This window comes from Mariniflexile litorale (assembly GCF_031128465.2).
Taxonomy (GTDB): Bacteria; Bacteroidota; Bacteroidia; order Flavobacteriales; family Flavobacteriaceae; genus Mariniflexile; species Mariniflexile litorale.
In genome coordinates this window covers 3,558,249-3,576,929 of sequence record NZ_CP155618.1, presented here as the reverse complement: position 1 = coordinate 3,576,929, position 18,681 = coordinate 3,558,249, and the positions used below count along the sequence as shown (strand labels likewise).

Below are 18,681 nucleotides of genomic sequence, written 5' to 3'. Positions count from 1 at the left end.
ACTAATAATTATTTTTAGAAATTAATAGTTTAAAGCGGCACCAAAACCCATACCCATATCACTATCATAATGAGTAGTAATTCCTAAATGGCGTGTTACTATATACTTAAAACCTGTCATGTATTCCTTATCCGTATTTAACATAAATGCCCATCGTAATCGGGGTGAAATAGGAACATCTTCGCGCATTAATTGAAAACGTACATTTCCATCTGTAAATACTTCTCCTTGGATAGTGATAAGCATAGGCAAGGTGTAATCTGCTCCCAAGCTAAAAACGGCTCTTTCATCTTTTGTATTTGCTTGTCCGAATATATTTTTTTCAATGATGCCGTGTTGTTTTCTATAGCGCCAGTCGAAACCTACAAAAGGCATAAACCATTGATTTTTGCCGATATAGCGACCAATATGGGTTTCCGTTTCATAACCATGTGCATCATGATAACCTAAACGCCATTCAGTACCTATACTCCAACGGGCATTTTGTACCATAAACATCCCATCATTACCGTTGCTAGCAAAATCATTTACGGCCATAAAATGAAATTGATTGCTTTCATTTTGTAATTTTTTATAAGCCCATTTTTTATCAGGCAAATTAGGATTGGGTGCTTGTTCATCGTAAGAAAACACCCGATTCATACCTGCCATCATGTGATATAGAATATGACAATGAAAAAACCAATCACCTTCTGCATTGGCATTAAATTCTATAACATCGGTTTCCATGGGCATAATATCCAAAACGTTCTTTAATGGCGCAAATTCTCCTTGTCCATTCAACACTCTAAAATCGTGACCATGTAAGTGCATGGGGTGGCGCATCATGGAATTGTTATATAATGTTATTCGAACATTTTCGCCTTTTTTTATTAATATTTTATCGGTTTCAGAAAGCACTTTATTGTCCATACTCCACACATAGCGGTTCATGTTTCCTGTTAATTCAAAATGCAATTCTCGCACTGGTGCATCTTTTGGTAAAGTGGTTGGATGTGGTGCTTTTAACATGCCATAATTTAGAGTCACTAAGTCCTGGGTAGCTTTCATGCCGTGTTTGGAATGATCCATATTAGTATCCATTTTCATACCATCCATATCCATAGTAGCTGCTCCTGTAATTTCAGGATACATAATGGCATTCATATCCATTTTTTGAAAGGACATTTTCATACCCATATCGTCCATAGAACCATCCATATTCATCATAGCATTCATCATCTTCATACCTTCAAAATATTTTAGCTTAGGCATTCTATTTTTAAGCTGAATGTTGCCATTTCCTAAATATAGGGATGCTGACTTGGTTCGATCTTCTGGAGTTGCTAAAAATTCATACGCTGTATTGGCATTCGGAATAGAAACAACTACATCGTAAGTTTCTGAAACGCCTATAATTAATCTATCTACTTCTACGGGTTCAACGTCATTTCCATCATTCGCCACCACCGTCATTTTTCCACCAGCATACCTTAACCAAAAATATGAAGAAGCACCACCATTCGAAACTCGCAAACGCACCTTGTCACCTGCTTTGAACTGGGATAACTGACTTTTATTTGTTCCGTTAATTAAGAATGTGTCATAATACACATCACTTACATCCATAGCCAACATACGCTTCCACTCATTACCTAGTTTGGTTTTAAAATGACCTGCTTTTATAGCTTCAGAATAGCTTTGAGTTGTTCCTTTTTTTATAGCGGACCAATCGTTGGCATTGTGTAACATGCGGTGTACATTTTCGGGCTTAATATCTGTCCACTCACTTAAAATAACAGGAACTGCCGGTAAATCATCAATACCTTTTCTAAAGGTGGGATCGTCTTTTTTTTTCAACAAAACCAATGAACCATACATACCAATTTGCTCTTGTAACCCACTATGGCTATGGTACCAATGCGTGCCACTTTGAATAATGGGAAACCTATAAGTAAAGGTCTCATTAGGAGCTATTGGCATTTGGGTTAAATAAGGTACCCCATCTTCTTTATTTGGCAAATAAACACCGTGCCAATGCAATGATGTGCCTTCTTTTAACTTATTGTGCACTACTATTTCAGCAATGTCTCCTTCTGTAAATGTGAGTGTTGGCATGGGTATTTGCCCATTTACTGCAATGGCTCGTTTTTCGTTTCCTGAATAATTTACAATCGTATCCGTAACTGTTAAATCGTAACGCACTATGTTTTGAGAAAAACTTAACAGCACAGAAAAAAATATCGTGACTATTAACGTTAGATTTCTTTTTTCCATTTTGTTTTGAGTACTCATTTTATTAAATTTTAATGCGTCTTAATCGCAAAGCATTTGCTATAACAGAAACCGAGCTAAAACTCATAGCTAATGCTGCAATCATAGGAGAAAGTAACAAGCCGAAAACTGGATATAAAACACCCGCTGCCACTGGTACGCCTATCACATTGTAAACAAAAGCAAAAAAGAGGTTCTGTTTAATGTTTTTAACCACACTATGACTTAGTTTTTTAGCTTTAACAATACCTTTCAAATCACCTTTCACCAAAGTAATAGAGGCACTTTCTATAGCCACATCGGTTCCTGTTCCCATAGCGATACCAACATCTGATTGTGCTAAAGCAGGGGCATCATTAATACCATCACCTGCCATGGCAACCACTTTGCCTTGAAGCTGGAGGGCTTTTATTTGGTTTAGTTTATCTTCTGGTAAACAATCTGCTATAAAATGTTTTAGATTTAACTGCTTTGCAACAGCTTGGGCTGTATTTTTATTATCGCCCGTTAACATAATCACATCTACTCCGTTTTTTTGCAATGCCTCAATAGCATTTTGACTCGTTTTCTTAATAGCATCAAAAATAGTGACGTAACCTACCGCTTTAGTATCTACAGCAATGTATGATACGGTTTTACCTTGCTCCTGCTCCGCAATAACACTGTTTTTTAAATTTTCTGAAATGGGAATATGTAATTGCTCTAACAGTTTGCCATTTCCTAAAGCAACTTTATTATCTTCAATTGTACCTATAACACCTTTACCAGCAATGTTTTCAAAGTCGCTAGCTTTTATGATCGTTACCTTTTTTGATTTACCATAATTTACAACAGCTTCTGCCAAAGGGTGTTCACTGTATTGATTTAGTGAGGTTATGTATTGAATTAAGATTGCTTCATCAAGATCATCTATAGCCACAACCTTTTCAACAGAAGGTTTACCTTCGGTGATGGTACCTGTTTTATCTACAATAAGCGTATCCACTTTATTCATTTTTTCTAAAGCCTCGGCATTTTTAATCAATACACCAGCTTGCGCACCTCTACCAACACCAACCATTACGGACATAGGCGTTGCCAACCCCAAGGCACATGGACAGGCAATAATGAGTACTGCAATAGCATTCACGAAAGCAAACACATATACAGGTTCTGGTCCAAATACAACCCAAGCAATGAATGTTATTACCGAAACGATAAGAACTATCGGTACAAAGTATCTAGAAACTCTATCTGCTAATTTTTGAATAGGTGCTTTTGTGCGGCTCGCATTGTTCACCATTTGAATAATTTGAGAAAGTAAAGTGTCCGCACCTACTTTTTCCGCCTGCATAATAAATGATTTTGTACCATTCATAGTTCCTGAACTCACTTTATCATCAACGTCTTTATCTACTGGAATGGGCTCACCCGTTATCATAGATTCGTCTATATTACTTCCTCCTTCAACAATATAGCCGTCTACGGGTATTTTCTCTCCAGGCTTAACACGCAATAAGTCGCCCCGTTTAATTTTATCAATGGCAATCACTTGGTCTTCTCCATTAACAACCAAGGTGGCTGTTGCAGGCACTAATTTCAACAATGCTTTTATAGCACCACTAGTCTGGCTGTGCGCTCTTGCTTCTAACAATTGACCAAATAACACCAAGGTGAGAATAACGGTAGTTGCTTCAAAATATACAAATACATTACCTTCGGGCGTTTTGAAATTTTCTGGAAACACCTCTGGAAACAACATAGCAAATACACTAAACAACCATGCAATACCTGAACCAATACCTATGAGCGTAAACATGTTCAGATTCATGGTTTTGAACGAATTCCAAGCACGTTTAAAAAACATCCATGTCGCATAAAACACCACGGGAATGGATAATATAAACTGAATCCAATTCCATGTTTGTTGCTCTAAAATATTATATAAAGGGTTGTTATTTAACATTTCAGACATCGCTATCAAAAATATGGGCAGCGTAAAAGCCATTGCTATCCAAAACTTATTTAATAATTTTTTATAGGTTTTATCTTCTTCTGAAACATCAGCTTCTAATGGAACCAAATCCATACCGCAAATAGGGCAAGAACCGGGTTCATCTTTAATAATTTCTGGATGCATGGGGCACGTAAATGGTGTACTTGAAGAAGCCATGCTTTTTTCTTCTACCAGATCCATCCCACAAACAGGGCAATCGCCGGCTTTATCATACGTTTTCTCGCCTTCACAATGCATGGGACAGTAAAAAGTACCCGTTCCTGTTCCTTTTTGAGTTTCCTCTTTTTTATGTACATGATGCGTTTCCCCGTGCATGTGGATGCTATAGTTTCCTCCATCTGCTTTTAATGCAGTTTGAAATGTTTCTATAGGAATATGAGATATCATTTCGATAGTCGCTTCTGCATTTTCTAAATTTACAGAGGCTTTTGAAACGCCTTTGACATGTGAAAGAATGTCTTCCACGTGACCACGGCACCCATTACAGGTCATGCCATGAATATGATATGAATGTTTCATTATTTTAAGTATTAATTAAGATGTTACAAATATCCGAAGTAAGATATCTTAATCATTTACGGAATTTTGGCTAATAGTTGTAACTTTTAAAGCTCATCTATTTGCTTTCGTTTTGTTTCTTTTATTTGTTTAAAATGGGTCGGAGAATAGCCTGTTACTTTTTTAAATTGATTACTTAAATATGCGACACTGCTATAATTGAGTTGAAATGCTATTTCACTTAAAGACAATTCATCATACACCAATAACTCTTTTACTCTTTCTATTTTTTGGTGGATATAGTATTTTTCAATGGTGGTATGTGCTACTTCTGAAAACAGATTGCTTAATGCATTATAATCTTGTACCATATGGGTTGCTATAAAGTCGGAAAGATTGGTGTCTAGTTGATTGTTTTTATGATGGACTAAATCGATAATAAGGGTTTTAATTTTCTCAATAGTTCTACTATTTTTAGTATCAATCAATTCAAACCCAAACAATTTTAAATGTTCGGCAATCTCTTTTTTCTGAATATCTGAAATGGGATGGGCAATTTCTACCTCTCCTAAATGAACAGACAGCAAAATAAGTCCTAACTTTTCCAACTCGGAGGTTACAACCATTATACAACGGTTACAAACCATATTTTTTATATAGAGCTTCATTATCTTTCTTCTTTTTGGGAGTACTTTCAAAGATAACATTTTTATTAGCTATGTATGATGTACTAAAGCTTATTGGTTTAAACTATTTATTGAGACTAATAAATCTTCACAAGAATTTAACAACTAAAATTGTAACTTTGCACTTTTGCCAATTTATGAGCCAATTTACCGATTTTATTGAAGTTAAAGGAGCACGTGTTCACAATCTTAAAAACATAGATGTGTCTATTCCTCGAGAAAAACTTGTAGTTATTACAGGACTGTCTGGGAGTGGAAAATCATCTTTGGCTTTTGATACGATTTATGCTGAAGGACAACGCCGCTATATTGAAACATTTTCAGCCTATGCGCGTCAGTTTTTAGGAGGTTTAGAGCGCCCTGATGTAGATAAAATTGATGGTTTAAGTCCGGTGATTGCCATCGAACAAAAAACCACTAGCAAATCGCCACGTTCTACCGTTGGAACCATTACCGAGATTTACGATTTTCTGCGCCTTTTATATGCTCGTGCTAGCGATGCATACAGTTATAATACAGGTGATAAAATGGTGAGCTATAGCGACGACCAAATTAAAGAACTTATCATTAGTGACTTTAAAGGAAAACGCATTAACGTTTTAGCGCCCATAGTACGTTCACGTAAAGGGCATTACCGTGAATTATTCGAACAAATTGCGAAGCAAGGTTTTGTAAAAGTAAGAACTGATGGCGAGATTAAAGATCTCGTAAAAGGCATGATGTTAGATCGTTACAAAAACCACGATATTGAAATTGTTATAGACCGATTGGTTATTGATGATTCTGCAGATAATGATAAACGCCTGAGCGAAACCATCAACACCGCCATGCACCATGGTGATGATGTGCTCATGATTTTAGATCAAGACACCAATGAAACCCGCTATTTTAGCCGAAACTTGATGTGCCCAACTTCGGGGATTTCATACCCTAATCCAGAACCTAATAACTTTTCATTCAATTCCCCAAAAGGTGCTTGTGATACATGTAATGGCATTGGAACACTCTATCAAGTAAACGGAAATAAAATAGTTCCTGATGCTACACTATCTATTAAGGCAGGTGCTTTAGCGCCACATGGTCCTGAAAAAAACAGTTGGATTTTTAAACAATTTGAAACCATTGCGCAACGCTTCAACTTCAAATTAACGGATGCATATCAAGACATTCCTGAAGAAGCTAAACATATGATTTTATATGGGGGCAATGAAAAGTTTTCTATTGAGAACAAAACAGTAGGCGTTACCCGCGATTATAAGATTGATTTTGAAGGTGTCGCTAATTTTATTGAAAACCAATACAAAACGGCCGAGTCTACCTCATTAAAACGTTGGGCAAAAGATTATATGGATAAAGTAACCTGTCCAACTTGCGAAGGGTCTCGTCTCAAAAAAGAATCACTTTATTTCAAAATAAACAATAAAAATATCGCCGAACTTGCGAATGCCGATATTATTGAATTAACGACTTGGTTTAAAGACTTACATAACTACCTATCTGAAAAACAATTCAAAATAGCTGAAGAAGTTCTTAAAGAAATAAAATCAAGACTTCAGTTTTTATTAGATGTGGGATTGGATTATTTATCACTAAACAGAAGCTCTAAATCTTTATCTGGTGGCGAAGCGCAACGTATTCGGTTAGCAACACAAATTGGTTCACAATTAGTTGGTGTGCTTTATATTTTAGATGAACCAAGTATTGGCTTGCACCAACGGGATAATGAAAAGCTTATAAATTCGCTGATATCACTTCGCGATATTGGCAACTCTGTCATTGTGGTTGAACATGATAAGGATATGATAGAACGGGCGGATTATGTTATTGATATTGGTCCTAAAGCAGGAAAATATGGTGGCGAAATAATTAGTATCGGTACTCCTGAAGAACTATTAACACATCATACTCTAACTGCCGATTATCTAAATGGTACTAAACAAATAGAGATTCCTAAAAAGCGTCGAGAAGGTAACGGAAATTTCCTTGAGCTCAAAGGTTGTACCGGTAATAATTTAAAAAACGTATCGGTTAAACTTCCGTTAGGAAAAATGATTGGTGTAACAGGTGTATCGGGTAGCGGAAAATCGACTTTAATTAACGAAACCCTCTATCCTATTCTGAATGCTTATTACTTTAATGGCGTTAAAAAACCTATGCCCTATAAGAGTATTAAAGGTTTAGAACATATTGACAAAGTTATTGATATTAACCAATCGCCCATTGGTAGAACACCACGAAGTAACCCAGCAACCTATACCAAAACTTTTGATGAAATTCGTAGCTTATTTGCTAAAATTCCAGAAGCCATGATAAGAGGTTACAAAGCAGGACGTTTTAGCTTTAACGTAAAGGGCGGTCGTTGTGAAACCTGCCAAGGCGGTGGATTGAGAGTTATTGAAATGAATTTTCTACCTGACGTTTATGTGGAATGCGAAACCTGCCAAGGCAAACGTTTTAATCGTGAAACTTTAGAAATTCGCTATAAAGGAAAAAGTATTAGTGATGTTTTAAATATGACCATTAACGAAGCAGTTCCTTTTTTTGAACACATTCCTAAAATTCACAATAAACTCAAAACAATTAAAGATGTTGGATTGGGTTACATAACCCTAGGGCAACAAAGCACAACACTATCTGGAGGAGAAGCACAACGCATCAAATTAGCAACAGAATTGAGTAAACGCGATACAGGAAATACGTTTTATATTCTAGATGAACCCACCACAGGACTGCATTTTGAGGATATTCGCGTGTTAATGATTGTTCTGAATAAGCTAGCAGATAAAGGAAATACAGTATTGATTATTGAACATAATTTGGACGTCATCAAAACGGTAGATCATATTATTGATGTGGGGTATGAAGGCGGAAAAGGTGGCGGACAAATAATAGTCGAGGGAACACCCGAACAAGTAGCAAAGCATAAAAAAAGTTATACTGCGAAATTTCTGAAAAAAGAACTCGCACAATTCCCAATTGATAATTGAAGGTTAAACAAATAAACGAATCAACAAATAAACATAGAAATGAGATTAGAAAAACATAATAAAGCTTGGAATGAAATAAGAACAAACGATTCTTGGGCAATTTTTAAAATCATGGGAGAGTTTGTAAATGGTTATGAAAAACTTAGTAAAATTGGTCCTTGTGTATCCATATTTGGTTCCGCGAGAACAAAACCAGAAGACCCATATTATTTACTTGCTGAAAAAATAGCAAAACGCATTGTAGAAGCTGGTTATGGAGTTATTACAGGTGGTGGCCCTGGTATTATGGAAGCAGGAAACAAAGGAGCACATTTAGGAGGTGGTACCTCTGTAGGTTTAAATATAGACTTGCCTTTTGAACAACATGACAACCCTTATATCGACTCAGATAAAAGCTTAGATTTCGATTATTTTTTTGTTCGTAAAGTCATGTTTGTTAAATACTCGCAAGGTTTTGTTGTCATGCCAGGTGGGTTTGGTACTTTAGACGAATTATTTGAAGCTATTACCTTAATTCAAACTCATAAAATTGAAAAATTTCCTATTATTTTAGTAGGTACTAAATTCTGGGAAGGCCTTTTAGATTGGGTTAAAACAACACTTTTAGAATCTTTTGGAAACATAAGCGCTAAAGATTTAGATTTAATTCATCTTGTAGATACCGAAGAAGAAGTCGTATCTATTCTCGATGCATTCTATAATGGGTCTGGATTGAGTCCCAACTTCTAAATTTAGATATTAAACAAATTAGCAAATGAACAATAAAAGTATAAACAAACTTGACTAGTATATTTTATTATCTTGCAACGCCTTGTGAATTATTAACCTTAAATGTTTAAAATCAAATTGAAGTTACCTCTTTTCAATTGTATATTATGTGCTTTTATTTCTTATACAAGCTTTGGTCAAAACAAAATTGATTTAAAGGCTGTTTTTGATATTGAAAACAAACAAATAAAAATATCGCAAACCATTCAATATGAAAATACGACGCTAGACGAGCTTCAAACCATTTATTTAAACGATTGGAATAATAGTTATTCAACAAAAAAAACAGCACTTGCCCAAAGAATAGCAGAAGAATATAGAAATGAGTTTCATTTGGCAAAAAATGAAGAAAGAGGCTATAGTGTAATAACATCAATCAAACAACAAGGTGAAGATTTAGTATTTCAACAGTTAAAAAATCAAATAGATATTATTAAGGTTGAACTAAAAAGTCCTTTAAAGCCTCATGAATTTTATACCATCCAATTAAATTATTTGGTGCAAATACCAAGTGATAAATTCACAAATTATGGTATTACAAATACAGGTGATGTAAACTTAAGATACTGGTACATAACACCCGCTGTTTACAACGGGGAATGGCACTATTACAGTAATAAAGATTTAGACGATTTATACATTCCTGCTGCCAATGTGCATCTCGAGATTGAATATCCTTTAGGCTATAAATTAACTTCAGAGTTAGATGTAAGTAACCAAACCAAATTACATAAAACACAAATAATCACATTAGAAGGAACAAACATATTAAATAACAAATTATTCTTAAGTAAAAATTCGACATTCAATACCATACAAAAAGATAGTTTTTCGCTTATTTCAAATATCAAAGACGACGGTTTAGAAATGATTGATAAGGTTTTGATAACCGATAGGGTAACAACCTTTATTACAAAAAAACTTGGGGAATACCCCCAAAAACAACTTCTTTTAACAGAGATTGATTATAATAAGGACCCTATTTATGGTTTAAACTTTTTGCCTAACTTTATTAAACCTTACCCCACCCATTTTCAATACGAGCTAAAATTATTAAAAGTGGCTCTACGCAATTATTTAGAAAACACATTGCTTGTTAACCCAAGAACCGACCAATGGTTGCTTGATGGTATCCAAATATACTATTTAATGGATTATGTTGACGAGCATTACCCTAATATGAAATTTTTAGGATCGTTAGCAAATTTTTGGGGAATTCGGTCGTTTCACGCTGCCGATATGGATTTTAATGACAAATATGTGTTAGCATATATGCTAATGGCACGAACCAATAGAGATCAACCATTAACCATGGCAAAAGATTCGTTGTTGAAATTTAATAATAGCATTGCCAATAAATACAAAGCGGGTGTTGGTTTAAAATATTTAGATGATTTTATAAATCATGATGTTGTTGAAAATAGTTTATCCTCTTTCGTTATTGAAAATAAATTAAAACCAGTATCCACTTCCGATTTTGAAAATTATATAAAATCGAAAACAGACAAAGACATTGATTGGTTTTTTACTGATTATTTAAACACACGTAAAAAAATAGACTTCAAAATAAAAAAAATTCATAAAACTAAAGATTCTATTACGTTAACCATAAAAAACAAGCAAGATAACCACATGCCTGTTTCTTTATACGCTTTAAATAATGATAGCATCATATCGAAAACTTGGATAGAAAATATTTCAAAAGACAAAACCATCACCATTCCTAGAAACGATGCCAATAAGCTTGTTTTAAATTATAATAGTGTCATCCCCGAAATTAATGAACGTGATAATTGGAAGTCATTAAAAGGGTTCTTCTTTAATAATAAACCATTGCAATTTAGGTTATTTCAAGACATTGAAGACCCCTACTACAACCAAGTGTTCTTTATGCCTACAGCCGAATTTAATAACATTTACGACGGTTTTACACTTGGTTTAAGAATTTACAATAAAACTGTTTTAAGAAAACTATTTAATTATCGTATCGACCCGCAATATTCATTAAAATCAAGAACATTTACAGGGTCGGCAGTAGCTTATATGACACACTATTTAGAAAATAGTGACCTCTATGCCGTTAGTTATGGCATAAGTGGTGGTTATGTCTCTTATGCTGAAAATTTATTCGTGAGGCAAATATCACCTTCATTGCTATTCTTGTTCAGAGAAAAAAACGATTTCCGTTCAAATAAAAGAGAATCCCTTACCCTTAGGTATGTGGATATCAATAGAGATAAAGACATCAATAATATTTTAACTTCAAATGAGCCTAATTATGGTGTATTTAACGCTCGTTATATTGATTCGGATGATAATTTAATTAATTTTAGTAAATGGTACACTGATGTACAAATTGCAAAAAAATTCAGTAAACTATCATTTAATTATGAATACCGCCGCCTTTTTGAAAGCAATCGGCAATTAAACTTACGCTTTTTTGCAGGGGCTTTTTTAAAAAACAACAACGATCCTACCTCTAACTATTTTAGCTTTGCCTTAGACCGACCAACCGATTATCTATTTGAATATCCCTACTTAGGAAGGTCTGAAGCTTCTGGAATTTTTAGTCAGCAATATATTGATGCTGAAGGGGGTTTTAAATCCAAATTAGACACCCCATTTGCTAATCAGTGGATTACAACATTAAACACCAGTACCACATTATGGAAATATGTATTAATGTATGGTGATGTTGGCATGCTAAAAAACAAATATGACCATGCTCATTTTGTTTACGATTCTGGTATTAGAATCAATTTAGTTACCGATTATTTTGAAATTTACCTTCCTATTTATTCCAACTTAGGCTGGGAAATAGGACAACCACATTACGACCAAAAAATTCGATTTAAATTCACCGTTGATCCACAAGCTCTTTTGGGTTTATTTAGACGCCGTTGGTACTAATACTAAAAATGTTGCACAATAATCAACATATCACAATATATGTTACGGAATTAATAATTAAAAACAAATAAGTCTATTGTTTGTAAGAATTACTCAATTAATTGCTTTCATATTTTAATTGTAAAACACGCAAACTTTAACTACTTTTGCAAAAGTTAAAGCATTTTTACTTATGCACACTATTCCAGATTTGAAAAACAATATATCATTCGAAGATTTTAAAACAGAAGTTTTAAACGATTATAAGATCGCCGTAAAAAGTCGTGAATGTAGTTTGGTAGGTAGGCGTGAAGTTTTAACAGGAAAGGCTAAATTCGGAATTTTTGGAGATGGGAAAGAAGTCCCTCAATTAGCTATGGCAAAAGCCTTTAAAAAAGGCGATTGGCGATCGGGATACTACCGAGACCAAACTTTTATGATGGCCATTGAAGAACTAACACTCGAACAGTTTTTCGCTGGTTTATATGCAAATACCGATTTAGAATCTGAACCCATGTCTGCAGGACGCCAAATGGGCGGACATTTTGTTACTCATAGTTTAAACAACGATGGAAGTTGGAAAAACTTAACACAACAATATAACTCTAGTGCCGACATATCTCCTACCGCTTCGCAAATGCCTCGGTTATTAGGACTGGCGCAAGCATCAAAAATCTTCCGGAAAGTAGAAGGGATAAATGCCTCTAACTTTTCAATGAATGGAAATGAAGTGGCTTGGGGTACCATTGGAAACGCAAGTACAAGTGAAGGATTATTTTTCGAAACTATAAATGCAGCAGGTGTATTACAAGTTCCGTTGGTTATTAGCATCTGGGATGATGAATATGGTATTTCAGTACATGCTAAGCATCAAACAACTAAAGAGAATATTTCAGAAGTTTTAAAAGGATTTCAAAGAAATGACGAAGAGAAAGGTTTTGAGATACTTTGTGTAAAAGGCTGGGATTATGCTAATTTAGTAGAAACCTATCAAGAAGCCGCTGTTATTGCGAGAAAAGAACACGTACCAGTTTTAATACATGTTTTAGAATTAACACAACCACAAGGACACTCTACCTCTGGTTCACACGAGCGTTACAAAAATGCTGAACGATTAGCTTGGGAAGCCCAACACGACTGCAATGCTAAAATGCGAGATTGGATTATAGAAAGTGGGATTGCTACAAATGAAATCCTTATTGAGATTGAAAGAGCCATTAAAAGAGAAGTGCGAGAAGCTAGAAAAAACGCTTGGAACACTTTTTTAAAACCCGTATTAAAAGAGCAGAGTGAGTTAATTTCAATTTTAAAACAAGTTGCTTCTAATAGTATTAATGGTGTTTTTATAGAAAAAATAAAAGATAATCTGGTAGCTATAGATGAGCCTACTCGAAAAGATATTTTATCGCAAGCTAGAAAAACCTTAGTACATATAGTTAAAGAATCTTTTTTAGAAAAAGAACAACTCATCAATTGGATTAATAAAACGTTCGAAAACATTCAACCCATTTTTAGTTCGCATTTATATTCTGAAACCAACCGGTCTAATATCCTTATAAAAGAAATAAAACCTACTTACGATGAAGATGCTACTTTGGTTGATGGACGCATTATACTTCGTGATAATTTTGATAGCATTTTAAGTAATTATCCCGAAGTGCTTGTTTTTGGTGAAGACACGGGTAATATAGGGGACGTCAATCAAGGTTTAGAAGGTTTACAAGAAAAATACGGGGAACTAAGAGTTGCCGATACAGGTATTAGAGAAGCTACTATTATAGGTCAAGGTATTGGTATGTCGTTACGCGGCTTACGCCCTATTGCTGAAATTCAGTATTTAGACTATATATTGTATGCCATTCAAATTATAAGTGACGATTTAGCAACAACACATTACAGAACAAAAGGAAAACAAAAAGCACCATTAATTATAAGAACACGAGGACACAGACTAGAAGGTATCTGGCATTCGGGTTCTCCTATGGGAGGAATTTTAAATCTAGTAAGAGGTGTACATCTTTTAGTGCCAAGAAACATGACCAAAGCAGCAGGCTTTTACAACACGCTTTTAAAAGGAGATGACCCTGCAATTGTAATTGAATGTCTTAATGGTTATAGACTAAAGGAGAAATTACCAAACAATTTAAGTGCGATACAAACACCCATTGGTGTTGTTGAAACGATAAAAGAAGGCGTCGATATTACTTTAGTATCATACGGCTCTACTTTACGTATTGTGGAACAAGTTGCTAAAGATTTATTATCAGTTGGTATTGATGCTGAAGTTATTGATATACAATCATTATTACCTTTCGATTTGAATCACGACATCGTTAAAAGTATTCAAAAAACCAATCGTGTTATGGTTATTGATGAAGATGTTCCAGGGGGTGCATCTGCTTATATTTTAAATGAAATTTTAAACATTCAAAACGCTTATCAGTATTTAGATAGTCAACCTAAAACCCTTACATCTAAAGCACATCGACCTGCTTATGGAAATGATGGTGATTATTTTTCAAAACCATCTGCTGAAGATATTTTTGAAGCTGTTTATGGGGTTATGCATGAAATGAATCCAAAAAACTTTCCTAAATTACGATAGAAATCAATAATAAAAAAATGAATAAAAACTTCCCAGATTTAGGCTTATTAATTCTTAGAATTGGTTTTGCAGGTATGCTACTTACTCATGGCATTCCTAAATTAAACTTATTATTTGAAAGCCCAATAAAGTTTGCAGACCCTATTGGTGTTGGTGAAATCACATCATTAATATTAACTTTAATTGGTGAAGTTCTTGCTCCCATTTTAATTTTAATTGGTTTTAGAACAAAATTAGCTGCTATTCCTGTTATAATTACCATGTTTGTTGCTGCTTTTATTGTTCATGCCAGCGATGCCATGGCTGTAAAAGAAAAGGCCCTGCTTTATTTAATTGGTTTTGTTGTTATTTTTTTAACAGGTGCAGGAAAATATTCTATCGATGGATTTAAAAAATATTAACATTTGAAAGGCGCTTCAATTGTTGACATAAAGAAAGAATTAAGTCATAAATCTTATGGAGAATTAACAGAGCTCTGCTTACGCCTTTCTAAATTCAAAAAAGAAAACAAAGAGCTACTCACCTATTTACTATTTGAATCTCATAATGAAGATGGCTATATAGAATCGGTTAAAAATTATATAGACGAGCAGTTTGAACAAATAAACACCGCTAGTTATTTTTATATACGTAAAAGCTCCCGTAAAATTTTAACAAACACCAAGAAGTTTATTCGGTATTCCCAAACCAAAGAAACAGAAGTGATATTACTCCTTTATTTCTGTCAAAAATTAAAAACCTTCTCTCCTAGTATAAAATACAGTACGCAATTACTAAATATGTATAATCGCCAACTACTATTAATTAAAAAACTGGTGGCTACATTACATGAAGATTTACAACATGATTATAAGATATTTATAGAAAATTTGTCTTAAATATGTTTTATTTAAAATAATCCTATTTATTTACTTTAAAAATTTAGTAATCATTTATAAAGGTGCTAAATCTAGTCTTTGGTCATTTAATAGGGAAAAAAAATGCTCTCATCGAAAAAAATAGTTAGAAATTAAAATTGTAATTATTTTTATATCGTTATTAATCATACACATACATCAAACTATGAAAGCAAACAATTACAATTTTTTTAAAACTATCAGAATACTTGTTATGGTATTAGCTCTAGCATTGTCTGGTAATATTTATGCGACGTCCGGAGGAAACAACCGAGGAGGAAACAAAAATAATGGGAACCATAATAATAACAACAATGGGAACCATAATAACAACAACAATTGGAACCATAATAACAATAATGGGAACAATAAAAACAACAATGGAAACCATAACAATAACAATGGGAACCATAATAATAACAATAATGGCGGCCATAAACATACTAGTAAATGTGGACATGGTTCAACTGACTCTATTCCTTTAGATGGTGGACTAGGTTTTCTTTTAGTTGGTGCAGCTGCTTTTGGTGTTAAAAAATTACGTAAAAATAGAAATGAAGCAATTTAATTCATTCAAGAATCAAATTCCATTACCAATAAGGCTTTTTCTAGGAAAAGCCTTACTTTTTTTCATTGTTTGGAAAATTATTTATGGTATATTCTTTTATAATTCAAACTCTTTAGATAACACCTTAACAACACACGTAGCCGAAGCTTCTACATTTGTTTTAAATAACTTAAGCTTTATGAGTGGTTTCTCAACGCAAACGGAATCTTATTCAGAGGCTTTTGGTGGTGAATTAATTGAATATAGGGCTTCAACTATATATCACCATGATTATAAAGTTTTAAATATTGCCGATGCCTGTAATGGTTTGGAATTAATGATTCTATACATTGGTTTTATAATTTGCATGCCATCAAAAATTTTACGTAAAGTACTTTATATTGTTATTGGTTTACTTATTCTAGATTTAGTTAATATACTTAGGTGTGTTGGACTTATATATTTACGCGAATATTTCCATACCTATTTTCAATTTGCGCATCATTATTTATTCAAAATAATAGTTTATAGTACTACCTTTCTAATTTGGGTGTTTTATACCCGAAAAATACATTTAAAAAATGAACCTGTACCAGTCGGATAAGATTCGCTTTATAGCTGGATTTGTATTTATAATTATTATTTATTCTGTATTTTACATCTTTTTTTTAGAAAATAGTAATTTAATAATGTCTTCCAAATTAAGACACATTATTAAGTTTGCAGCTACAATTGCTGTATATCTTGTGGGTACTTACCATCTCGGAAAGTTAGAAGATTCGTGGATGTCTTTTTTGTGGCACATTATTCATGTATCTGGTTTATGTATCATAACAGCACTTGGGTTATTCGATTGGTTTATTTCTAGTATCAGTTTACACCTCAGGTTATTTGCTAATTCCATTCAAGAATTATTAATTTCTCCACTTTTATATTTAGCTATGGGTTTACTTAATAAAAGTTTAAAAAAAAATCATCAAAAAGCTTAATAGAAATATACCTCAATACTATTTAATTTAACACAGCTACTATCCTTCTTTAAAATGAACATTTTTAGTAGTTCCCATATCTCCAATAAATAGGCTATTCATTTAGAAGAAAAAAAACGCTTTAGGTTGCTAAGTAATCTCAATGGCATTGTTTAAATCTATACAATGTTTTTGTACATTTGTTATAGAACAAATTAAATGATTCCTTATGAATACAATACCAAGTGTAGATTTAAGTGATTTTATCTCGGGGGATGCTACTAAGAAACAACAATTTGTAGATGCTATTGGAAAAGCATACGAAGATATAGGGTTTGTTGCACTGAAAGGACATTTTTTAAATGATGCCTTAGTTGAAACTCTATATAGTGAAGTAAAGAATTTTTTTAATTTACCTACAGAAACAAAGCGTAAGTATGAAATACCTGGTATTGGCGGGCAACGCGGTTATGTTTCCTTCGGAAAAGAAAGTGCTAAAGGTAAAAAAGAAGGCGATTTAAAAGAGTTTTGGCACTTTGGACAATATGTAGAAAACAACCCGAAATTAGAAACAGAATACCCAGAAAACGTTATCGTTGAAGAGTTACCCGAATTTAATAAAGTAGGTAAAGAAACTTATAAAATGCTCGAAAAAACGGCCAAATATGTATTGCGTGCTTTGGCGTTGTATTTAAACTTAGAAGAAACCTATTTTGATAATTACATACACAACGGAAATTCTATTTTAAGACCCATACATTACCCGCCAATTACAGAAGAACCCAAGGAAGCTGTTCGAGCAGCTGCACATGGAGACATCAATTTGATTACATTGCTCATGGGCGCCCAAGGCAGAGGATTACAAGTTCAGAACCACAAAGGTGAATGGATTGATGCCATTGCTGAACCTGATGAGTTAATGATAAACGTGGGCGACATGTTGTCTAGACACACTAACAACAAACTAAAATCTACCATTCATCGTGTTATTAATCCGCCACGTGAACTTTGGGGAACCTCGCGCTATTCCATTCCTTTTTTCATGCACCCTATTAGCGATATGAAATTAGATGTGTTAGAAGGTTGTATAGATGAAAACAATCCAAAAGCCTTCGATGCTATTACTGCTGGCGAATTTTTAACAGAACGATTAATTGAATTAGGACTTATAAAAAAATAAGTTCATAGTTACAGTCCAAATTCCTGTTCAATACGGAGTAAAACTACAACTGAGACCTAAACTGAATATTTAAAAATATGGATTTACAAGATCAATTAAAAAATCTCTTTCCAGACCATGTAAAGGAAGAATCTATAGATCGTTCTGAAAACACCTCAAAAATTTGGATGCAAGACGACCCTATAATTTGTAAATACGAAAAACGTAAAGGCAAACCCATAACCATTTTGGAAGGTTATACTGGAGCTACCGAAGATTTTAAAATTTTAGCAAAAGAAATTAAAACCAAACTAAGCGTTGGTGGTAGTTTTAAAGACGATAAAATTATTATCCAAGGTGATTATCGTGATACGATTATGAACATGCTAAAAGACAAAGGGTTTAACGTGAAACGTGTTGGCGGTTAAT

General features: G+C 33.8%; 14 protein-coding genes. 11 read left to right on the top strand and 3 right to left on the bottom strand.

Annotation, left to right across the window (positions count from 1 at the left end):
* Window positions 1-21: 21 nt before the first annotated feature.
* From QLS71_RS14945 to QLS71_RS14935, 3 genes are all read right to left on the bottom strand, one after another.
* Complete coding sequence (locus QLS71_RS14945) at window positions 22-2,274, bottom strand: multicopper oxidase domain-containing protein (protein WP_308993771.1); 2,253 nt, start codon at window positions 2,272-2,274, stop codon at window positions 22-24.
* Window positions 2,275-2,278: 4 nt separating this feature from the next.
* Entirely contained in the window at window positions 2,279-4,768 is a 2,490-nt protein-coding gene (locus QLS71_RS14940; RefSeq protein WP_308993772.1) for a heavy metal translocating P-type ATPase, read from the bottom strand.
* Between the two features lie 86 nt (window positions 4,769-4,854).
* Entirely contained in the window at window positions 4,855-5,415 is a 561-nt protein-coding gene (locus QLS71_RS14935; protein WP_308993773.1) for an AraC family transcriptional regulator, read from the bottom strand.
* A gap of 155 nt (window positions 5,416-5,570) precedes the next feature.
* Here QLS71_RS14935 and uvrA point away from each other — a divergent pair, with 155 nt between their 5' ends.
* The 11 genes from uvrA to QLS71_RS14880 all read left to right on the top strand — a co-directional run bounded on the left by uvrA (window position 5,571) and on the right by QLS71_RS14880 (window position 18,680).
* Window positions 5,571-8,420, top strand: coding sequence for an excinuclease ABC subunit UvrA (gene uvrA, locus QLS71_RS14930; RefSeq protein WP_308993774.1), 2,850 nt, complete (start codon window positions 5,571-5,573; stop codon window positions 8,418-8,420).
* A 39-nt stretch (window positions 8,421-8,459) separates the two neighbouring features.
* A complete protein-coding gene (locus tag QLS71_RS14925) occupies window positions 8,460-9,149 on the top strand; it encodes a TIGR00730 family Rossman fold protein (protein ID WP_308993775.1) in 690 nt (229 codons plus the stop codon).
* A gap of 117 nt (window positions 9,150-9,266) precedes the next feature.
* Entirely contained in the window at window positions 9,267-12,098 is a 2,832-nt protein-coding gene (locus tag QLS71_RS14920) for a metalloprotease (RefSeq protein ID WP_308993776.1), read from the top strand.
* A 172-nt stretch (window positions 12,099-12,270) separates the two neighbouring features.
* Window positions 12,271-14,682: a thiamine pyrophosphate-dependent enzyme gene (locus QLS71_RS14915; RefSeq protein ID WP_308993777.1), complete on the top strand. Its 2,412-nt coding sequence runs from the start codon at window positions 12,271-12,273 to the stop codon at window positions 14,680-14,682.
* 17 nt (window positions 14,683-14,699) lie between these two features.
* Window positions 14,700-15,083, top strand: coding sequence for a DoxX family protein (locus tag QLS71_RS14910; protein ID WP_308993778.1), 384 nt, complete (start codon window positions 14,700-14,702; stop codon window positions 15,081-15,083).
* Window positions 15,084-15,086: 3 nt separating this feature from the next.
* Window positions 15,087-15,560 carry a hypothetical protein gene (locus QLS71_RS14905; RefSeq protein ID WP_308993779.1) on the top strand — a complete coding sequence of 158 codons (474 nt, stop codon included), beginning with the start codon at window positions 15,087-15,089 and terminating at the stop codon, window positions 15,558-15,560.
* A gap of 184 nt (window positions 15,561-15,744) precedes the next feature.
* The gene (locus tag QLS71_RS14900) at window positions 15,745-16,146 is read left to right on the top strand and encodes a PID-CTERM protein-sorting domain-containing protein (protein ID WP_308993780.1); all 402 of its coding nucleotides are present in this window, start codon (window positions 15,745-15,747) and stop codon (window positions 16,144-16,146) included.
* A complete protein-coding gene (locus tag QLS71_RS14895) occupies window positions 16,133-16,729 on the top strand; it encodes an archaeosortase/exosortase family protein (RefSeq protein ID WP_308993781.1) in 597 nt (198 codons plus the stop codon). Before QLS71_RS14900 ends, QLS71_RS14895 begins: the two co-directional genes overlap by 14 nt.
* Entirely contained in the window at window positions 16,707-17,114 is a 408-nt protein-coding gene (locus tag QLS71_RS14890) for a hypothetical protein (RefSeq protein ID WP_348636558.1), read from the top strand. Before QLS71_RS14895 ends, QLS71_RS14890 begins: the two co-directional genes overlap by 23 nt.
* Window positions 17,115-17,322: 208 nt before the next feature.
* Complete coding sequence (locus QLS71_RS14885; RefSeq protein WP_308993783.1) at window positions 17,323-18,273, top strand: 2-oxoglutarate and iron-dependent oxygenase domain-containing protein; 951 nt, start codon at window positions 17,323-17,325, stop codon at window positions 18,271-18,273.
* A gap of 77 nt (window positions 18,274-18,350) precedes the next feature.
* Complete coding sequence (locus tag QLS71_RS14880) at window positions 18,351-18,680, top strand: translation initiation factor (protein ID WP_308993784.1); 330 nt, start codon at window positions 18,351-18,353, stop codon at window positions 18,678-18,680.
* The last annotated feature ends 1 nt before the right edge of the window (window position 18,681 follow it).